This window comes from Streptomyces sp. NPDC040432 (genome assembly GCF_055595445.1).
In genome coordinates this window covers 144457-160173 of record NZ_JBVIVP010000003.1, presented here as the reverse complement: position 1 = coordinate 160173, position 15717 = coordinate 144457, and the positions used below count along the sequence as shown (strand labels likewise).

Here is a 15717-nt window from a genome sequence, read left to right as displayed (position 1 = left end):
TCGGGCAACCATGTGACACACCCCGCCCCGCACCCGGAATCCGGGGCGGGGCGGGGTGGCGCTCGGCGCGGGGTGGGGGGAGATCAGCAGGCGCCGAGGTCCTTCCAGACACCCCATTCACCGGTGGTGCCGGGTGCCTCGTTCTGGGTCCACCACTGGGCCTTGTACTTGCGGCCGTTGTGGGAGACCTCCGTACCGCCGGTGTAGACGGTGCCCGCGACGTAGGCCGGGACGGAACCGCAGCCGGTGGGCGGCGTCGTCGGAGGCGTGGTCGGCGGGGTCGTCGGCGGGGTGGTGGGAGGCGTGGTCGGCGGGGTGGTCGGCGGCTGGGTGGTGCCGCCGAGGGCGTCCGAGATCTGGTTCAGCAGGGTGGTGTTGTTGTCCAGACCGAGGAGGGAGTACATCATCGCGCCGGCCAGGCCGCGCTGCTTGCCGTAGTCGACCCGGGCCTGGATGGCCTTCTGGTTCAGGCCGGTGAAGAACTCGCCGTCCTTGTAGAAGTAGGCGGACTTGGCGCCCTCGTCCCAGAAGGTGGTCGCCGGGTTGTCGACGATCCCGCCGAGCTCCTTGTAGTGGGCGATGCCGGCCTGCTGGCTGACCGGGCGGACGTTGGAGGCTCCGGTGGCCGACTGGGCGAGACCGTTGTTCGCGCCGGCCGGGACACCCTTCCAACCGCGGTAGTAGAACTCGTAGCCCAGGGTCAGCTTGTTGGCGGGGAAGCCGCCGGCGATCCCGTAGGCCGGGTTGCCGTCGATCCAGGAGTCGATGGCGTTGTCGACGCTGTACTTCTGGGTGCCCGGGGCGATCGGGTCGGTCGGGTCACCGGCCGGGGAGTAGAGCGGGGACTGGTGGTAGGTCGGACCGTCGCTGTCCCAGGCGCCGTGCATGTCGTACGTCATGATGTTCGCGTAGTCGAGGTACGCGCCGATCTTGTCCGTCTCGATGTACTTGATCTTGTCCTGGCCGGCCGGCAGGGCCGCCGTCAGCAGGTACTTCTTTCCACCGTTGGCCGCGCCCTCGGCGTCGAGCTGCTTGCGGAACTCCTGGAGCAGCAGGGTGAAGTTCTGCTTGTCCTCGGGGCCGTAGTGGTTGCCCAGGTGGCCGCCGGAGGAGCCCGGGTACTCCCAGTCGATGTCGATGCCGTCGAAGATGCCCGCCGCGGTGCCGGGGCCGCCGAAGCCGCCCTCCACCGGGAGGTCGCCCTTGATGTACTGCTTGATGCAGGAGGCGACGAGCTTCTTGCGGGAGGCGTCGGTCTTCGCCGCGTCGTGGAAGAACTTCGAGTAGGTCCAGCCGCCCAGCGAGATGTTGATCTTCAGGTGGGGGTACTTGGCCTTCAGTTCCTTGAACTGGTTGAAGACGCCCACGATCGGCTGGTCCCACTTGTCGGCGACGCCGTCCACGCTGTCGGCCGCGCTGAAGGACTTCTGGTAGTCGGCGTAGCTGTCGCCCGCGCCGTCACCGGCGTTGGGGTTGTTGTCGTCCCCGGCCGCCTTGTTGGCCTCGAAACAGGTGAGGTCGGTGGGGTGGATGTTGCCGAACGAGTAATTGATCACGTCCAGCTTCCCCGCTATGCCCCGGGTGTCGAGGTGCTTGGGGTAGAAGGCGTTGCCGTAGACGCTCCACTGGTCGTAGTAGGCGATGCGGACGCCGCCGTTGCTCGCGGCGGCGGAGGCGTCCGCGGCCTGCGCGGTGCCGAGCCCCGCGAAGGTGGCCAGCGCTCCGGCTGCCAACGCGGCCGTGGCGGCGGCCGCGATGAGGGGTTTACGGATGTGCATGAACTGCCTCCGGGGGGTGGGAGGGGAGGGCATCAGCTTCAGGTGAGAGAAGTGATAGCGATCACCGACCACCCCAGTCAATGGTTTGGACCAAAGAAGGACTAGACCACTGAGCGGCCAAATGTGCTCGTCAGAGACTTGGGCGCACACGAAGAACCGCTCGCCACCCCGGGTGACGAGCGGTTTAAGACTCCCTTAGGTCATGCTCCGGCAAGTGTTCGGCAACAAACCAGCCAAACCCCGTTCTTGGCCGCTCAAGACGGAATCGAGAGGTCCGTCGGCATGCCGTACGCATCTGCGACGAGCCCGTAGGACCGCAGCCGTGCGTCGCCGCCGTGCGCGTTGGCCGTCAGCATCAGCTCGTCCGCGCCGGTCCGCTTCACCAGCGCGTCCAGCCCGGAGCGGACCTCGTCCGGAACGCCGTGGACGATGTTCGCCAGCCAGCCGTCGACGAACTCCCGCTCCAGCAGGGAGAAGGGGTACGCCGCCGCCTCCTCGGGCGTCGGGACCAGCCCGGGCCGGCCGCTGCGCAGCCGGAGCATCGACAGCGCCCCGGTCAGGACCTGGGCGCGGGCCTCCTGCTCGGTGTCGGCGGCGAGCGCCGAGACGCCGATGACCGCGTACGGGGCGTCCAGGACGGCCGAGGGCCGGAAGCTCTGCCGGTACAGGTCGAGCGCGGGCAGGGTGCCGGCGGCCGAGAAGTGATGGGCGTACGCGAAGGGCAGGCCGAGCTCGCCCGCGAGGCGGGCACTGAAGCCGGAGGAGCCGAGCAGCCATACGGGCGGACGCCCGGCGGGCCCCTGCACCGGGCCGGGGACGGCGTGCACGCGGGCGTACGGGTGCCCGTCGGGGAAGTCGTCGTCGAGGAACCGGAGCAGCTCCGCGAGCTGCCGGGGGAACTCGTCGGCGGCCTCGTCGAGGCGCCCGGAGCCGCGCAGCGCCGCGGCGGTGCGCGGGTCGGTGCCGGGCGCGCGGCCGAGTCCGAGGTCGACCCGGCCGGGGGCGAGGGCCTCCAGGGTGCCGAACTGCTCGGCCACGGTCAGCGGCGCGTGGTTGGGCAGCATGACCCCGCCCGAGCCGAGCCGGATGCGGGAGGTGTGGGCGGCGAGGTGGGCCAGGATCACGGCCGGCGAGGAACTGGCGACGCCGGGCATGGAGTGGTGCTCGGCGACCCAGTGCCGGTGGTAGCCGCGGGCCTCGGCGAGCCGGGCGATCTCCACGCTGGTCCGCAGCGAGGCCGTCGCCGTGCTGCCGCTGCCGACGGTGACGAGGTCGAGGACCGACAGCGGCACCGTCGCCCGGCCCCGGACGGTCCCGCGGATCGGATCCGCGGCCCCCCGTCCCTCGTCCGTGTGCCGGCCCGCGTCCCCGGTGTCGCTCATCGTCGTTCCCGTCCCGTCCCGTTCGTCTCGTTCGGTGGCTCTACGAAGTAATCGAACGGTCTCGGCGCCCCCGGGCATTCCCGGCAGACCGGGACGCGAGCATGCGTCTGGCATATGCCAGACGAGTAGCGCCTGATGGAGGGACTTGATTAAGCCATCAATCTCATCAACACACGCTCCACGTGGGCCTCTTGATGGCTATCGTGGTAGAGCAAGCGGTAACAACCTGGTAGGGGGAAACCGTGGCGCTGAAGCCCGAGCCGACCGCGCCGTTCCACTCGGTGCAGTACGCCCTGCGCGTACTCGAAACGATCGCCCGCCACACCGGCGGTGTGACCGACGTACAGATCGCGCGTGAGACAGGCCTGCCCGCGGCCCATCTCGCCCCGATGCTGCTGATGCTGCGCCGGGAGGGGTACGTCCTGCAGGTGTCGGACGGCGCCTACGCCATAGGGGACTCCCTCGTCCTGCTCGGTTCCGGGATCGACCGGCAGCAGGCGCTCCACGAGAAGCTCCAGGAGACCCTGGACCGGCTGCGGGACTCCGTCGGCGCGGCCGTGTACATCAGCCGCTACGTGGACGGCGAGGTCCGCATCACCCAGTTCGCGGACAGCCCCCGCACCCCGAAGGTGCACGAATGGGTCGACTTCCGTTCGGCGGCGCACGCCAGCGCGGTCGGCAAGTGCCTGCTGACCCAGCTCGACCTCAACGGGCGGCGCGACCACCTGTCGCGGCACAAGATCGCCCGACTCACCTCGAAGACGATCGTGAACGAGCGGATCCTGTTCTCCAAGCTGGACAGCCAGCCGGCCACCGTTCCCATGCTGGACCTGCAGGAATACGCGGTCGGCACCGTCTGCGCGGCCGTACCGATCACCGCCGGCGCGGCCGTGGGCTGCCTGGCCCTCTCGCTTCCCGTCGAGCACGCCCACCGGCTGCGGGCCGCAGCGGACACCCTGAACCGGAAAGCGGCACCCCTGCTGCTGTCGCTCACCCTCTGAGCCACCGGGTCCCGCACCGGGGACCGGTGGCACGGGCCCGCCAGGTGCCCGGAAAACACTTCGGGCGGTTCCCGGTGAACCGGAAACCGCCCGAAGTACAGGTGCGCCGCCAGGGACTCGAACCCCGGACCCGCTGATTAAGAGTCAGCTGCTCTAACCAACTGAGCTAGCGGCGCCTGACAAAGAAAATACTACCTGCTCCCCGAGGGTGCTCAAAACCATTACTCGCGCGCGGGCCGGCTCAGCGGTCCAGCAGGCCGAGGCGGCCGTGGGCGTCGTACGCGGCGAGCAGTACGCGCAGGTCCGGTGCGTCGAGCGGGCGGTAGCCGGGGGCGCCGGGCGGGCGCCACCAGACGGGTTCCGGGCAGCGGAATCCGGTCCGGCGCAGGGCGACCCGGTGGACCTTGTTCGTCGCGGTGACGGGCATGGCGTCGAGGATCCGCAGGTAGCGGGGGGCCATCTTGGTGCCGAGGTCCGGCTGCGCGGCGAGGAAGCGGGTGAACGCCTCGGGGTCGAAGGCCTCTCCCCCGCGCAGGGCCAGGGCGGCCATGACCTGGTCCCCGGCGGCCTCGTCCGGGACGGCGTAGACGGCGACGGCACCCGCCGGGTCCCAGCGGGCCAGGATGTTCTCGATCATCGCGGCGGCCAGGTTCTCGCTGTCGACGCGCAGCCGGTCGTCCGTGCGGCCCGCGAACCAGAGGAACCCGCGGGCGTCGCGGAAGAAGAGGTCCCCGGTCCAGTACCAGCCCTCGCGGGTGCGGGCGGCCTCGGCGTCGGGGTTGCGCCAGTAGCCCTCGAAGTGACTGCGGCCCCGGTTGACCAGCTCGCCTATGGCTTCGTCACCGTTCAGCAGGCGGCCGTCGGAATCCAGGAGGGCCGCCGGGCATTCCCGTCCGGTGTCCGGGTCGACGACGGCGAGGTCGTCGCCCGCACCGGCACGGCCCAACGCGCCCGCCGGGGTGTCGGGGGTGCGCTGCACGGAGGCGCCGCCCTCCGTCGCCCCGTAGCCCTCGACGAGCCGCACCCCGAACCGGTCGGCGAAGCGGGCCGCGTCGACGGCCCCGGCCTCGGTGCCGAAGCCGAGGCGCAGCGTGTGCTCCCGGTCGTCCGGGCGGGGGCCGGTCGCGAGGAGGTACTGGACGGCCCGGCCGACGTAGGTGAAGTAGGTCGCGCCGTAGTCCCGTACGTCGTCCAGGAACGCGGAGGCCGAGAAGCGGCGGCGCAGCGCGACCGAGGCGCCGCCGGCGAGGGCGGGCAACCAGTCGGCGATCACCGCGTTGCCGTGGAACAACGGCATGCAGACGTAGTGGACGTCGTCCGGGCCGACCGAGAAGTGCCGGGCCAGCGAGTGTCCGGCGGCGGCGAGCCGGCCCTGCGTGCAGATGGCGGCCTTGGGGGCGCCGGTGGACCCGGAGGTGAAGTAGAGGAGGAGCCGGTCGGCGGGGCCGGGCGGGCGGCGCACGGCCGCGTCGCCGGGCGCGGCGCCGGCGTACGGGGCGAGCAGGGCCTCGTACTCCTCGGTGTCGGTGATCAGGATCCGTACGCCGGGCAGGTCCAGGCCGCGCAGCAGCGGCAGGTGGGCGGCCTCGGTGACGAGGATCCGGCAGTCGGTGTGCAGGATGTCCCGGGCCAGCTCGGGGCCGCGCCGGGTGGGGTTGATCCCGGCGACGGCGGCCCCGGCCAGGGCCGCCGCGCCGAGCCAGAACGGGAACTCGGGGGTGTTGTCGAGCAGCACCCCGATGTGGGGCTCCGCCCCCGGCGGCAGCAGGTCGACGAGCAGGGCCGCGCGGGCCGCGGCCTCCCGGGCGGTCCGGTGGTGGCTGAGCGCGGTGGGGCGGCCGTCGGCGTCCCGGAACTTCAGGCCGGGCCGGTGGTCGCCCCATCCGCGCGCCACGAGTTCCGCGACGGTTCCGGGTGCGTCGGATGCGTGGGGGGCATCGGGTGCAGTCGTCGTCCGCATGCCGCCGGAGGTTAGCTGACGTTCCGTCAGAATTGAACGTCGGAGCAGGAGTAGAAGGCCATCGGGGTGTCGTGGACGGTCCACACGGCCAGGATCAGGTGCCGGCCGGTCTTGCCGCTCGGCATGGCGCCCTGGTGGACGGTGGTCATGGCGGGACGGGCGCCGTTGTAGGCCACGGTGAGGAAGGGTTGGAGGTCGAGCGCGGAGCGGGTGAGGGGCTTGGTCGGGTCCCAGCCGTTCTTGGTGACGTAGTACTTGATGTCGGTGGTGGCGTGGTTGGCGGTGAACTGCCAGCGGAAGTTGTACCCCTGCCCGGCACTCACGCTCGTGGCGGGCCAGGAGCCGCCGCGCGGGTTGTCGAGCTGCGCGAACTCGGGGTGACCGGCGGCACATATCGTGCCGTCGGAGGGACCGAGCGCCGGGAAGCCCTTGGGGCCCTCCGCGCTCTGCGGCTCCCACTGGATGGGCCCGCAGTCGGAGACGGTCTTGTTGGCGCAGAGCTTCTGGCGGCTGATCGGGGTGTCGGTGTAGCCGTGGCTGCTCGCGGTGGGCGCCGTGATCAGGGCCGCGCCGGCGAGGAGGCCGAGGCCGAGCACGGCGGCCCCGGCGCGTCCGGGCCGCACGGCGCGGTCGGACCGGTCGGGGCGTGTGGGCATGCGGAAGAGACGCATGATGCTCCTTGGTCGTGGGGGGATCTGACGAGAGCGTGCGCACGCGTGGGGATGTTTTCAGGTCTAGACCAAGTTCCACATTATTGACGGGAGTTGGCCATGTCTATACCAATGCGAGAACGGGTGGTCCGGTCCTGACCGGCCACCCGTTCCCTTTGGTCCGGTCCATGCGCCGGACCGGTGTGTTCGCTGCTCCTGGTGCTCCTGTCGTTCCCGCTGCCGGTGTTCTCGGGGCCCGCCGCGCCGCTACTGCTCGGCGCGGCCGGTGTAGAAGGCGACGGTGAGGTCCTTCACCAGGGCCTTGCGCTCGTAGTCGTCCAGTTCGACGATCCCGCGCGAGGTCAGCCGATGGACGGTGTCGTCCACCGCGTCCACCACCGAGGTCAGGACGGCGTCCCGGTGCTTGGCGTCGATGGCGGCGATCCGCCGGCGGCGCATGGCCTCCGCCACCTCCGGGGCGTACTCGATCCGCGTCGGCTGGGCCGAGAACACCTCCACCCCGACGGCCTCGGTCTCGGCCGCCAGCATCCGGGTCAGCGCGTCCCCGACGGCCTCGGCGTCGCGCAGGGTCGGGGCGTCCGCGTGGAAGGCGTCGGCGGGGAGCTGGGACAGCACCCGCGCCATGGCCGACTCCACCTGCTCGGCGAGGTACTCGGTGTGGTCCTCGACGGCGAGGGTGGCCCGAGCCGTGTCCTTGACCTGCCAGACGACCTGGACGACCACCTGGAGGGCGAGGCCGCCGGAGTCCACGGCCGGCATCGGCTCGCTGCGCCAGTGCCGCAGCCGCACGTCGACCCGGCGGCGCAGCAGGAGGGGACTGACCCAGGTCAGGCCGGTACGGCGGACCGTGCCGCGGTAGCGCCCGAAGAGGGTGAGCACCCAGGCGTGACCGGCCTTGGCCCGCCCGAGACCGCCCAGCGCGAGGAGGGCCACGATGCCGAGGAAGGCCAACGGGGGCCAGTGCGTGCTGCGGAGCCCGCGGTAGGGGCGGGGAGTCACCCCGAAAGCCTCCGCGAGGGCGGCCGGGACGACACCCGCCCGCCACAGCAGGGCCGCGCAGCCGGTCATGGCCAGCGCGCCGACGGCGAGCGCGAACCAGCCGGGAAGCACCGGGCCCCGGTGCTCGCGGAGCCGGTCGTCACCGCGGGGGACGCGGCGGCCGGCCGGCAGCCGGGTGCTGCCACCGGGGCGCCGGGGGGTCCTCGCGGCGTCCGGGGTCGCGGTCGGGGTCGGGGTCGGAGTCGGAGTCGCGGTGCTGGTCGGTGCCGGGATCGGTACCGGTGCCGGGGTCGGGTGGGCGCGGAACGGGAGGTGTACGGGGATCTCCGTCACCGCCGCTCCGCGCGGGAGCCGGACGTGGGGCAGGTCCTGCGTGTCGTCGTCCTCCCGCGTCGCGTCCATGCCGCGGGCGACGGCCCGGGCCACGAGTTCCGCGACGTCGGGGGCGGGGACGGGGGCGGTGGCCGGCTCGGCGGCGCCGTCGGGGTCGGGGGTCTCCGGGATCCGGTCGGGGGTCCGGTCGGGGCCGGGGATCCCGCTCCCCCGCGGGGAGTCGGGGGCTTCGGCCGGCCAGAGCTCGCCCTGGGGGTGGCCGCGGACCGGCTCGGGGGCCGGGTGCGGGATGCCCAGGGCCGGTACGGGACCGGCCGGGGCGGCCTCCGCGTCGGCGGGGGCCGGCAGGGCCTCGCCACGGGGGTCCGGAGCGGAGAGGGCGGCGTCGGGTCGCGGCGCGGAGCCGAAGGCGTCCCCGTCACGGACCTCCGGCGCGGCGAGCCTCCCGTAGGTCATCGACGCGGAGCCGAACGAGCCCTCACCGAACGAGCCCTCGCCGAGCGGGTCTTCGCCGAACGAGCCCTCGCCGAGCGGGTCCGGAGCGGACGGGCCCCGGTCCTGTCTCGGCGCGGAGTCGAACGAGCCGGCGCCGCGCGGGCCCGAGGCCGCGGGGGCGCCGTCCCGCCAGGACGCGAGCCCGGAGGAATCACCGACGCGGGGGTCCGGAGCGGTCGGGGCCGTGTCGTGCAGCGGCGCCGGACCACCCCCGTCCGCGTCCGTGCCGCGCGGGTCCGCGGCAGCCGGGGCCTTCTCGGGCTCCGGCGCCACGAGGGGCAGGCCGCGGCCCGCGGTCGGAACCTCGATCCAGCGGCCCCGGCGCGGGGCCGGTGCCTCCGGCTCGGCGGGGTCCGGCCGGGCGGCCGGAACGCCGATCACCACCGCGTCCTGCGGGTGGGGCCGCGCCGGGTGGTCGACCGACCCGACGCCCGACGCCGTGCGGGCGTCGGCCGCCGCCGCCCGCACGGGCTCCGCGGCGCGGCCGGCGGAGGAGACGGCAGGCCCCTCCGGGGCGACGACGGGGCCGCCCCGACCGGACGCCGGGTCCACGAGGTCCGCACCGGGAGCCCCGGCCGGTACCGGGACCGGTGCCTGGATCCGCGGCCCCGCGTACTCCTGCGCCCGCGCCTCGACCTGCACCCGCACCCGGTGTTCCGCCTCGTACGGGCCCACCGGGGCGGCGGGCCAGGAGCGGTACTCCGGCGACCGGTCCACGTCCCGGGCCGGAGCCTGCAACGCCCCGGAACCCGACACGGACGGAGCCGGCTCGGCGAACGCCGCCGCCTCCCGGTACCGGGAGGCGGACTCCGGCCCCGGGGCCGCGCCCCGTACCGGGTACTCCGTACCGAACCGGTCGGGCTCGGCCGCGACCGGTGTCGGCTGCGGCCACCGCGCCCCGACGGAGGCCGTCGGCAGGGCCCCGGCCGTGGGCTCCTGGGACCGGACCCGCGCGAGCGGATCGAAGACGCCGCCGGCCACGAACGCGGGGGCCCCGGCCTGCTCCTGCGGTTCCGCGATCCGGTGCGCGGGCCCGGCCGCCTGCCGGGCGCCGGAACCGTCGGCCGGGAACGTCTCGGACCGGGCAGCCGTGTGCGACCCGGCCCGCGCCGGCGCCCCGGCGACCCGGTCCGCGGACTCGGGGGCCGGCACGGCGCCGGTTTCCGACGGGTGGGGCGCCGGCCGGGGCGACGCCTCGCCGGGGCGGTCCGTCACGGGTGCCGACGCCGCGCCGGCCGATGACTCCGTCGGGCGGGCGTGCCGAGCCGGGTCGTGGGTCCCGGCCGGGGTGACGCGGAGGGTGCCCGTCGTGAACGTGGTGCGCGTGGGGTACATCGTTGCCTCCGTCATGCGAACAGCCGCCGCCAGGTCTCCGGGCCGGGGTAACCGTCGGCCGAGGAGCCGCGCCAGCCCTGGGCGCGCTGGAAGGCCTCGACGTTGCGGCGGTCGGCCTCGCTCCAGCGGGCACCCGGACCGGACGTGTAGTGCTTGCCGAAGCCCTTCTTCACCAACTGGCGGCCGAGGGCGGTGATGGCCGGATGGGACTTGCCCGGGCGGAAGACCGACGCCCCCGGGTACGCGGGCACCCCGCCCGGCCCCGCGTGGCCGATCGGGACCGTCGGAGCGGTGGGGGTGGTGGGAGTGGTGGGCGACGTCGCCCCGCCGGGAGCCGCGGGCGGGATGTCCTTGCCGCCCCGTTCCACCAGCAGCCGCCAGGTGTGGGAGCCGGGGATCCCGTCGGCGTCGGTGCCCGTCCAGCCCTGCGCCCGTTGGAAGGCCTGGGTGGCCAGCCGGTCCGAGTCGCTCCATTTCCTGCTCGCACCCTGCGGGTAGAAGCGGGACGCACCCCGGCCGATCAGCATCGCGCCGAGCTCGGCGACGTGCGCGTTGTCCGCGCCGGGTCCGAACTTCGACGTCCCGGGGAAGACGGTCGAGACGACCGGGCCGGGGCCGGGCTGCGGAGCGTCCGGCACGATCCCGCCCGACACCCCGGTGAACCGGTACGGCAGGTACTTGGTCGCGTTGTTCCAGTACGCGTACGGCGTGGCCTGCTTCCGCGTCGTCGGGCGGGTCTGCTCGTAGGCGATGTAGTGGGTACGCGTCGCGTCGGCCCAGCCGCCGAAGAGGGTCACGTGGGAGCCGTTGTTGGGATTCGCCGGGTTGTGGAAGAGCAGCATGTCCCCCGGCAGCAGCTCGTCCTTGGTGATCGGTGTGGCGAACGTGTGGAGGCTGCCGGTCCACTCGTTGGTGCCGAGGTTCCAGGCCATCGAGACGTAGCCCGAGCAGTCCTGCCGGTAGCCGTCCGTCCAGTACTCGGACATGCTGTAGGGGACCTTGGCGTCCAGCCACAGCTTGGCCCGGTTGATGATCGTCGCCCGGTCGATGCGCCGGACGGCCGACGGGGCGCCGGGCAGGCCCGACGGGCGGCCGGTCGACGGGCGCCCGTGCAGCGGGGCCCGACCGCCCTGCGGGGTGTCGGGGTCGTCCAGGGTCACCGGCCCCGGGCCGGGGGCCGGCGTGTGCAGGGCCACCGCGCTTCCGCCGCCGCTCAGCACCACACCGGCGGCGGTGGCGAGCACCAACGCCCGGCGGGCACCCCGCGCGGCCGGGTGGCCGCCGTCCCGAAGCGGTATGGCCCGCCCGCGCGCGAGGGCGCGACGCCTCTGCGCGCATCCCGGGCACCGGCAGTCGCCCGCGGGCTGGTAGTCCTCGAAGACCGGCATCGGCATCGGTGCCGGCGGCTGCTCGTGCGCCGGAGGCTGCGTCGTCATGCGGTTCCGTCCACTCCCCTGCTCGTCCACTGGTCGGCCGGGCACGCATCTGGCGGGGCATCAGATTCGGCTCGACCAGACATATCGTGCACGATAAACACCCCAAACATGGGTTAATCGGACAACGCGGGCGCGGCTGGTCACGAGCAACCCTTGAGGTGGGGTAGAGTTTTCTCTGTCAGCAGGCGCCGCTAGCTCAGTTGGTTAGAGCAGCTGACTCTTAATCAGCGGGTCCGGGGTTCGAGTCCCTGGCGGCGCACGACAAGGAGAAGCCCTCCACAGCGAAAGCTGTGGAGGGCTTCTTCCGTTGCATCGGTTCGTTCGGCGTCCGTCGGCGCGTGCGGTCCGCCTCCCGGCGGTCCGCGCCGGCTACACCTCGGTGCCGGAGCGGAGGCCCGCACCCGTCAGGTAGGCGGAGACCACCACGTTCGCCGAGTACTGCTTGGCCGTCTTGTCGTAGTTGCCGCCGCAGGTCACCAGCCGGAGCTCGGCCCGGCCGTCGACCCGGGGGCCGTACGCCTTCTTCGGGTCGAAGTCGGTCCGCTCGTAGGTCTTCACGTCCTCGACCGTGAACTCGGCGACCGATCCGTCCGCCCGGGCCACGCGGATCTTCGCCCCCGGTTTCACCGTCGACAGCCCGAAGAACACCGCCGGCTTCGACTTCGTGTCCACGTGCCCCACCATCAACGCCGTACCGGCCGCCCCCGGCGCGGCCCCGGCACCCCACCAGCCGACCGTGCCCGGGAGCTCGTACGGCGGCGGGTCGATCGAACCCCGGGCGTCCAGGCCCCGCGAGATCACCGGGGCCTGGACGCCTATGGAAGGTACGTCGACCCGGGCGGGCATCGCCCCGGACATCGGGGCGTGGGCGGCCGGCATGCCCGCGGCCACCGGGCCGCCGCCCTGCCCGGCCTGCGCACCGGACGGCACCCCGGTGATCTCCTTGCCCCACAGCCACAGGCCCAGGACCAGCACCGACCAGGCCGTGAAGGTCAGCAGCCGGCCGCCCGGGGTGGCCCGGTCCTCGCTCATCCGCCGCTGCGGCGGCGGCGCAGGGTGAGGGCCCGGCCCGCGACCGCCAGGGTGGCCACGGCCGCGAGGGCCGCTCCGATCAGGGTGTGCGGCAGGCCCGGACCGTCGGCGACGTGGCTCTTCTTCGTCGCCGCCGCGAGCCGCGTCGTCTCCGCGAGCTGCGCGGACATGCCACCGCCGCCCGCGTGGACGGGCCAGACCGGCGAACGGTACGGGTCGGGGCGGTGGTGTTCGCGGTTGCGGACCTCGATCGAGCCCCGCACCTCCTCGTAACCGCCCTTGCCGCCCTTGTCGCCGTGGCCGCCCTTGCCCTCGCACTTGACGCGGATCTCGTGCCAGCCGGACTGGGCGTGCGAGCGGATGATCGCCTCGCCGTACAGCGCCTGGCCGTCGCGGCCGTCCGACAACCGGACCTCCGACACGAAGACGGAGGAGTGGGCCAGACCCCGGCCGCCGTCACAGCCGCGGACGCGCAGCTTGACCAGTGCCCCGGGCTCCGCCGGGTTCGGTTCCGCCGAGACGCCGCCGCGGTCCCATTCGTTGGCGAAGGCCGTGGGGGCGGTCACGACGGAGCACGCCGTCAGGGCGACGGCCACCCCCGCGACACGGAGAGCGAGCAGTGAACTGCGCATGGTGAACCTCCTCTCCTAGGAGATTCACGCGCGACGCGCCGCTCCGCATCCGGAGCAGCGCTCTTTTGGCCCGTCCGGGTCAGCCGTACGCGCCAATGCCGCACGGCGTGCGGGTCGCTCGGAACGTGTCGCGCGGGGTGTTTCGCGCGGGGCGACCTAGACCAGGTCGATGAGGTCGGCGATGGAGTCGACCGTCTTCGTCGGGCGGTAGGGGAACTTCTCGGTGTCCTGCGCCGTGGTCAGTCCGGTCAGCACGAGGAAGGTCTGCATGCCCGCCTCCAGTCCGGCCAGGACGTCGGTGTCCATCCGGTCACCGATCATGGCGCTGCTCTCGGAGTGCGCGCCGATGGCGTTGAGGCCGGTGCGCATCATCAGCGGGTTGGGCTTGCCCGCGAAGTAGGGCTTCTTGCCGGTGGCCTTGGTGATGAGTGCGGCGACGGCGCCGGTGGCGGGCAGCGGGCCCTCGGTGGAGGGGCCGGTCTCGTCGGGGTTGGTGCAGATGAAGCGGGCGCCGCCGTTGATCAGGCGGACGGCCTTCGTCATGGCCTCGAAGCTGTAGGTGCGGGTCTCGCCGAGCACCACGTAGTCGGGCTCGTGGTCGGTGAGGATGTAGCCGATGTCGTGGAGGGCCGTGGTCAGACCGGCTTCGCCGATGACGTAGGCGGTGCCGCCCGGGCGCTGGTCGTCGAGGAACTTCGCGGTGGCGAGCGCCGAGGTCCAGATGTTCTCCACGGGCACGTGGAGGCCCATCCGGCTGAGGCGGGCCTGGAGGTCGCGCGGGGTGTAGATGGAGTTGTTCGTCAGCACCAGGAAGGGCTTGCCGGACTCCCGCAGCCGCTTGATGAAGGCGTCGGCACCGGGGATCGGGGTGCCCTCGTGGATGAGGACCCCGTCCATGTCGGTGAGCCAGGATTCGATCGGCTTGCGCTCTGCCACGGGACTGTTCTCCGCTCTGCGGGGCCTGTGACCTCGGAGGTCCACCGGCCTCGGGGACCTCTGGTCTGTACCACCCTATCCGTGCCGGGCCGTGGACGCGGCGCGCGTCCACGGCCCGGACGGTCACCCGGGTGGCGGATCAGCCGAGGGTGACGTTGTCGACGGCCCAGAACCAGTTGTTGCTGCCGCTGTAGCGGAACCGGACCTGGACGTCGGTGGCGCCGGCCGGGACCTGGAGGGCGATCGTCTCGGCCTTGGCGAGGGCGTCGGCGGTGTAGTTCTTCACGACGGTGGGGGCGGCGCCGTCGTAGGAGACGAGGACCTGCGCCGTCTGGCCCGCCTCGTGGCGGTAGTGCGATTGGAAGGCGAGGGTGTGGACGGCGCCGCCGGTGACGGCCCACCTGGGGGTGATCAGCGTGGAGTCGAAGGTGCCGGTGTGGCTCTTGTCGTCCCACTCGTCGGAGTCGGCGACGGCGAACACGTCACGGGAGCGGACGTTCAGCTCGCGCCACTGGTCGCGCTGCGCCTGGGTCCAGAACTCGTCGGTGGCGAAGGTCCAGCCGGACCACTCGGTGATGCCGCCGGTGCCCATCCGCGAATTGTCGACGGCCCAGCCGGTGGGCGGGGTGCGGGTGAAGCCCTTGGTGCCGGCGGGAATGCCGGTCTCGTCGACGCGGGTCCCGAGGGCGGGTCGGAGCGTGTCGAAGGCGTCGTTGTCGGGGGCGTTCAGGGGTACGCCGTCGAGGCCGGTGGTCGGGACGCCGACCTGGGCGAGGGCGGTCGCCGCGACGTCGGCGAGGCGCACGTCGTCGCGTACGGAGCCGGCGGGGATGCCGGCGCCCTTGGCGATGACGAAGGTGCCGCGTTCGGCGGCGCTGGAGCCGCCGTGGCCGCCGGTGGTGGTATGTCCGTGGTCGGTGGTGACCAGGATCTTCCACTTCTCCTGGGCGTAGGTGGGGCGCTGCTGGACGGCGGTGAGGAGTTGGCCGACGAGGACGTCGACGCGGGCGACGGTGTCGAGGTAGGTCTGGCTGCCGGCGCCGGAGGAGTGGCCGGCGGCGTCGATCTCGCCGAGGTAGACGAAGGCGGCGTCCGGGTTCCGGGTGCGCAGTTCCGTGGCGGCCGCCGCGGCGATCTTCGGGTCCTCGTTGCGGTAGCCGTCGCGGTCGCCCTTGAGGGAGAGGCGCTTGTCGACCTTCGTGGAGAAGATCGGGCCGTTCTGGTCGGTGGAGGTGACGGGCTCCCAGTCCGCTGCCGCGTAGGTGTTGAGCGCGGGCTTCGCGTTCTCGATGCGGGTCAGGAAGTCGGGGTGGGCCGCGTAGTTCTTGCCGATGAAGGAGTTGTCCTTCACGCCGTGCTTGTCGGGCCACACGCCGGTGGCGATGGTGGACCAGCCGGGGCCGGAGGACGTGGCGCCCATCGGGTTGGCGTAGAGGGTGCTGCGGGCGGTCAGGCCCTGGGCCATGAGGCCCTTGAGGTGGGGGGCGTCGGCGGCCACGACGCGGTCGAGGACCGCGCCGTCGAGGCCGATGACGAGGACCTTGTCGGTGTTGGCCGCCTTCGCCGCCGCGCTCGCGGTGTGCGCGCCGAGGGCGGTGGCGAGCAGGGCGGTGGCGGTGGCGGTCGCCGCGACGGCGAGGGCGCGACCGGACAGGGCAGGGGACACGTACTCCTCCAGGAGCAAGTGGGCATGGTGAGCAGGTGGGCACTGCGGACATGCGTCGGGT

General features: G+C 73.0%; 11 protein-coding genes and 2 tRNA genes. 2 read left to right on the top strand and 11 right to left on the bottom strand.

Features of this window, described 5'->3' with window-relative positions:
- Nucleotides 1–83: 83 nt before the first annotated feature.
- Together ACZ58N_RS08005 and ACZ58N_RS08000 are read right to left on the bottom strand one after the other, a co-directional pair.
- Nucleotides 84–1778, bottom strand: a complete 1695-nt coding sequence (locus ACZ58N_RS08005; protein ID WP_471156922.1) for a glycosyl hydrolase family 18 protein — start codon at nt 1776–1778, stop codon at nt 84–86.
- Nucleotides 1779–2032: 254 nt separating this feature from the next.
- Complete coding sequence (locus tag ACZ58N_RS08000; RefSeq protein ID WP_471156920.1) at nt 2033–3160, bottom strand: LLM class flavin-dependent oxidoreductase; 1128 nt, start codon at nt 3158–3160, stop codon at nt 2033–2035.
- A 242-nt stretch (nt 3161–3402) separates the two neighbouring features.
- Here ACZ58N_RS08000 and ACZ58N_RS07995 point away from each other — a divergent pair, with 242 nt between their 5' ends.
- Nucleotides 3403–4161 (top strand): IclR family transcriptional regulator, encoded by a 759-nt coding sequence (locus ACZ58N_RS07995; protein WP_471156917.1) that lies wholly within the window; start codon nt 3403–3405, stop codon nt 4159–4161.
- 102 nt (nt 4162–4263) lie between these two features.
- Here ACZ58N_RS07995 and ACZ58N_RS07990 read toward each other — a convergent pair.
- The 5 genes from ACZ58N_RS07990 to ACZ58N_RS07970 all read right to left on the bottom strand — a co-directional run bounded on the left by ACZ58N_RS07990 (nt 4264) and on the right by ACZ58N_RS07970 (nt 11348).
- Nucleotides 4264–4337: transfer RNA gene (locus ACZ58N_RS07990), tRNA-Lys, on the bottom strand.
- A gap of 65 nt (nt 4338–4402) precedes the next feature.
- Entirely contained in the window at nt 4403–6121 is a 1719-nt protein-coding gene (locus tag ACZ58N_RS07985) for an AMP-binding protein (RefSeq protein ID WP_471156914.1), read from the bottom strand.
- Nucleotides 6122–6147: 26 nt separating this feature from the next.
- A complete protein-coding gene (locus ACZ58N_RS07980) occupies nt 6148–6792 on the bottom strand; it encodes a lytic polysaccharide monooxygenase auxiliary activity family 9 protein (RefSeq protein ID WP_471156912.1) in 645 nt (214 codons plus the stop codon).
- A 246-nt stretch (nt 6793–7038) separates the two neighbouring features.
- Nucleotides 7039–9954: an SPFH domain-containing protein gene (locus ACZ58N_RS07975; protein WP_471156909.1), complete on the bottom strand. Its 2916-nt coding sequence runs from the start codon at nt 9952–9954 to the stop codon at nt 7039–7041.
- An 11-nt stretch (nt 9955–9965) separates the two neighbouring features.
- The gene (locus ACZ58N_RS07970; protein WP_471157551.1) at nt 9966–11348 is read right to left on the bottom strand and encodes a peptidoglycan-binding protein; all 1383 of its coding nucleotides are present in this window, start codon (nt 11346–11348) and stop codon (nt 9966–9968) included.
- Between the two features lie 227 nt (nt 11349–11575).
- Between ACZ58N_RS07970 and ACZ58N_RS07965 the strand changes: the two genes are divergently transcribed.
- Nucleotides 11576–11649: transfer RNA gene (locus tag ACZ58N_RS07965), tRNA-Lys, on the top strand.
- A 110-nt stretch (nt 11650–11759) separates the two neighbouring features.
- Here the strand turns inward: ACZ58N_RS07965 and ACZ58N_RS07960 are convergent.
- The 4 genes from ACZ58N_RS07960 to ACZ58N_RS07945 form a co-directional block, all read right to left on the bottom strand.
- Nucleotides 11760–12422, bottom strand: coding sequence for a class F sortase (locus tag ACZ58N_RS07960; protein WP_471156906.1), 663 nt, complete (start codon nt 12420–12422; stop codon nt 11760–11762).
- Nucleotides 12419–13054, bottom strand: coding sequence for a hypothetical protein (locus ACZ58N_RS07955; RefSeq protein ID WP_471156904.1), 636 nt, complete (start codon nt 13052–13054; stop codon nt 12419–12421). The genes ACZ58N_RS07960 and ACZ58N_RS07955 overlap by 4 nt, the downstream gene beginning before the upstream one ends.
- Before the next feature lie 156 nt (nt 13055–13210).
- On the bottom strand, nt 13211–13990 hold the full coding sequence (locus ACZ58N_RS07950) for an HAD-IIA family hydrolase (protein WP_389706993.1): 780 nt from the start codon (nt 13988–13990) through the stop codon (nt 13211–13213).
- A gap of 139 nt (nt 13991–14129) precedes the next feature.
- A complete protein-coding gene (locus ACZ58N_RS07945) occupies nt 14130–15674 on the bottom strand; it encodes an alkaline phosphatase family protein (RefSeq protein WP_471156900.1) in 1545 nt (514 codons plus the stop codon).
- Between the last annotated feature and the right edge of the window lie 43 nt (nt 15675–15717).

What these genes read in the sequence shown, in the direction of transcription:
- ACZ58N_RS07975 (WP_471156909.1), bottom strand. Translation starts at nt 9,954, where the DNA reads ATGTACCCCACGCGCACCACGTTCACGACGGGCACCCTCCGCGTCACC.
- ACZ58N_RS08000 (WP_471156920.1), bottom strand. Translation starts at nt 3,160, where the DNA reads ATGAGCGACACCGGGGACGCGGGCCGGCACACGGACGAGGGACGGGGG.
- ACZ58N_RS07955 (WP_471156904.1), bottom strand. Translation starts at nt 13,054, where the DNA reads ATGCGCAGTTCACTGCTCGCTCTCCGTGTCGCGGGGGTGGCCGTCGCC.
- ACZ58N_RS07960 (WP_471156906.1), bottom strand. Translation starts at nt 12,422, where the DNA reads ATGAGCGAGGACCGGGCCACCCCGGGCGGCCGGCTGCTGACCTTCACG.
- ACZ58N_RS07970 (WP_471157551.1), bottom strand. Translation starts at nt 11,348, where the DNA reads ATGCCGATGCCGGTCTTCGAGGACTACCAGCCCGCGGGCGACTGCCGG.
- ACZ58N_RS07980 (WP_471156912.1), bottom strand. Translation starts at nt 6,792, where the DNA reads ATGCGTCTCTTCCGCATGCCCACACGCCCCGACCGGTCCGACCGCGCC.
- ACZ58N_RS08005 (WP_471156922.1), bottom strand. Translation starts at nt 1,778, where the DNA reads ATGCACATCCGTAAACCCCTCATCGCGGCCGCCGCCACGGCCGCGTTG.
- ACZ58N_RS07985 (WP_471156914.1), bottom strand. Translation starts at nt 6,121, where the DNA reads ATGCGGACGACGACTGCACCCGATGCCCCCCACGCATCCGACGCACCC.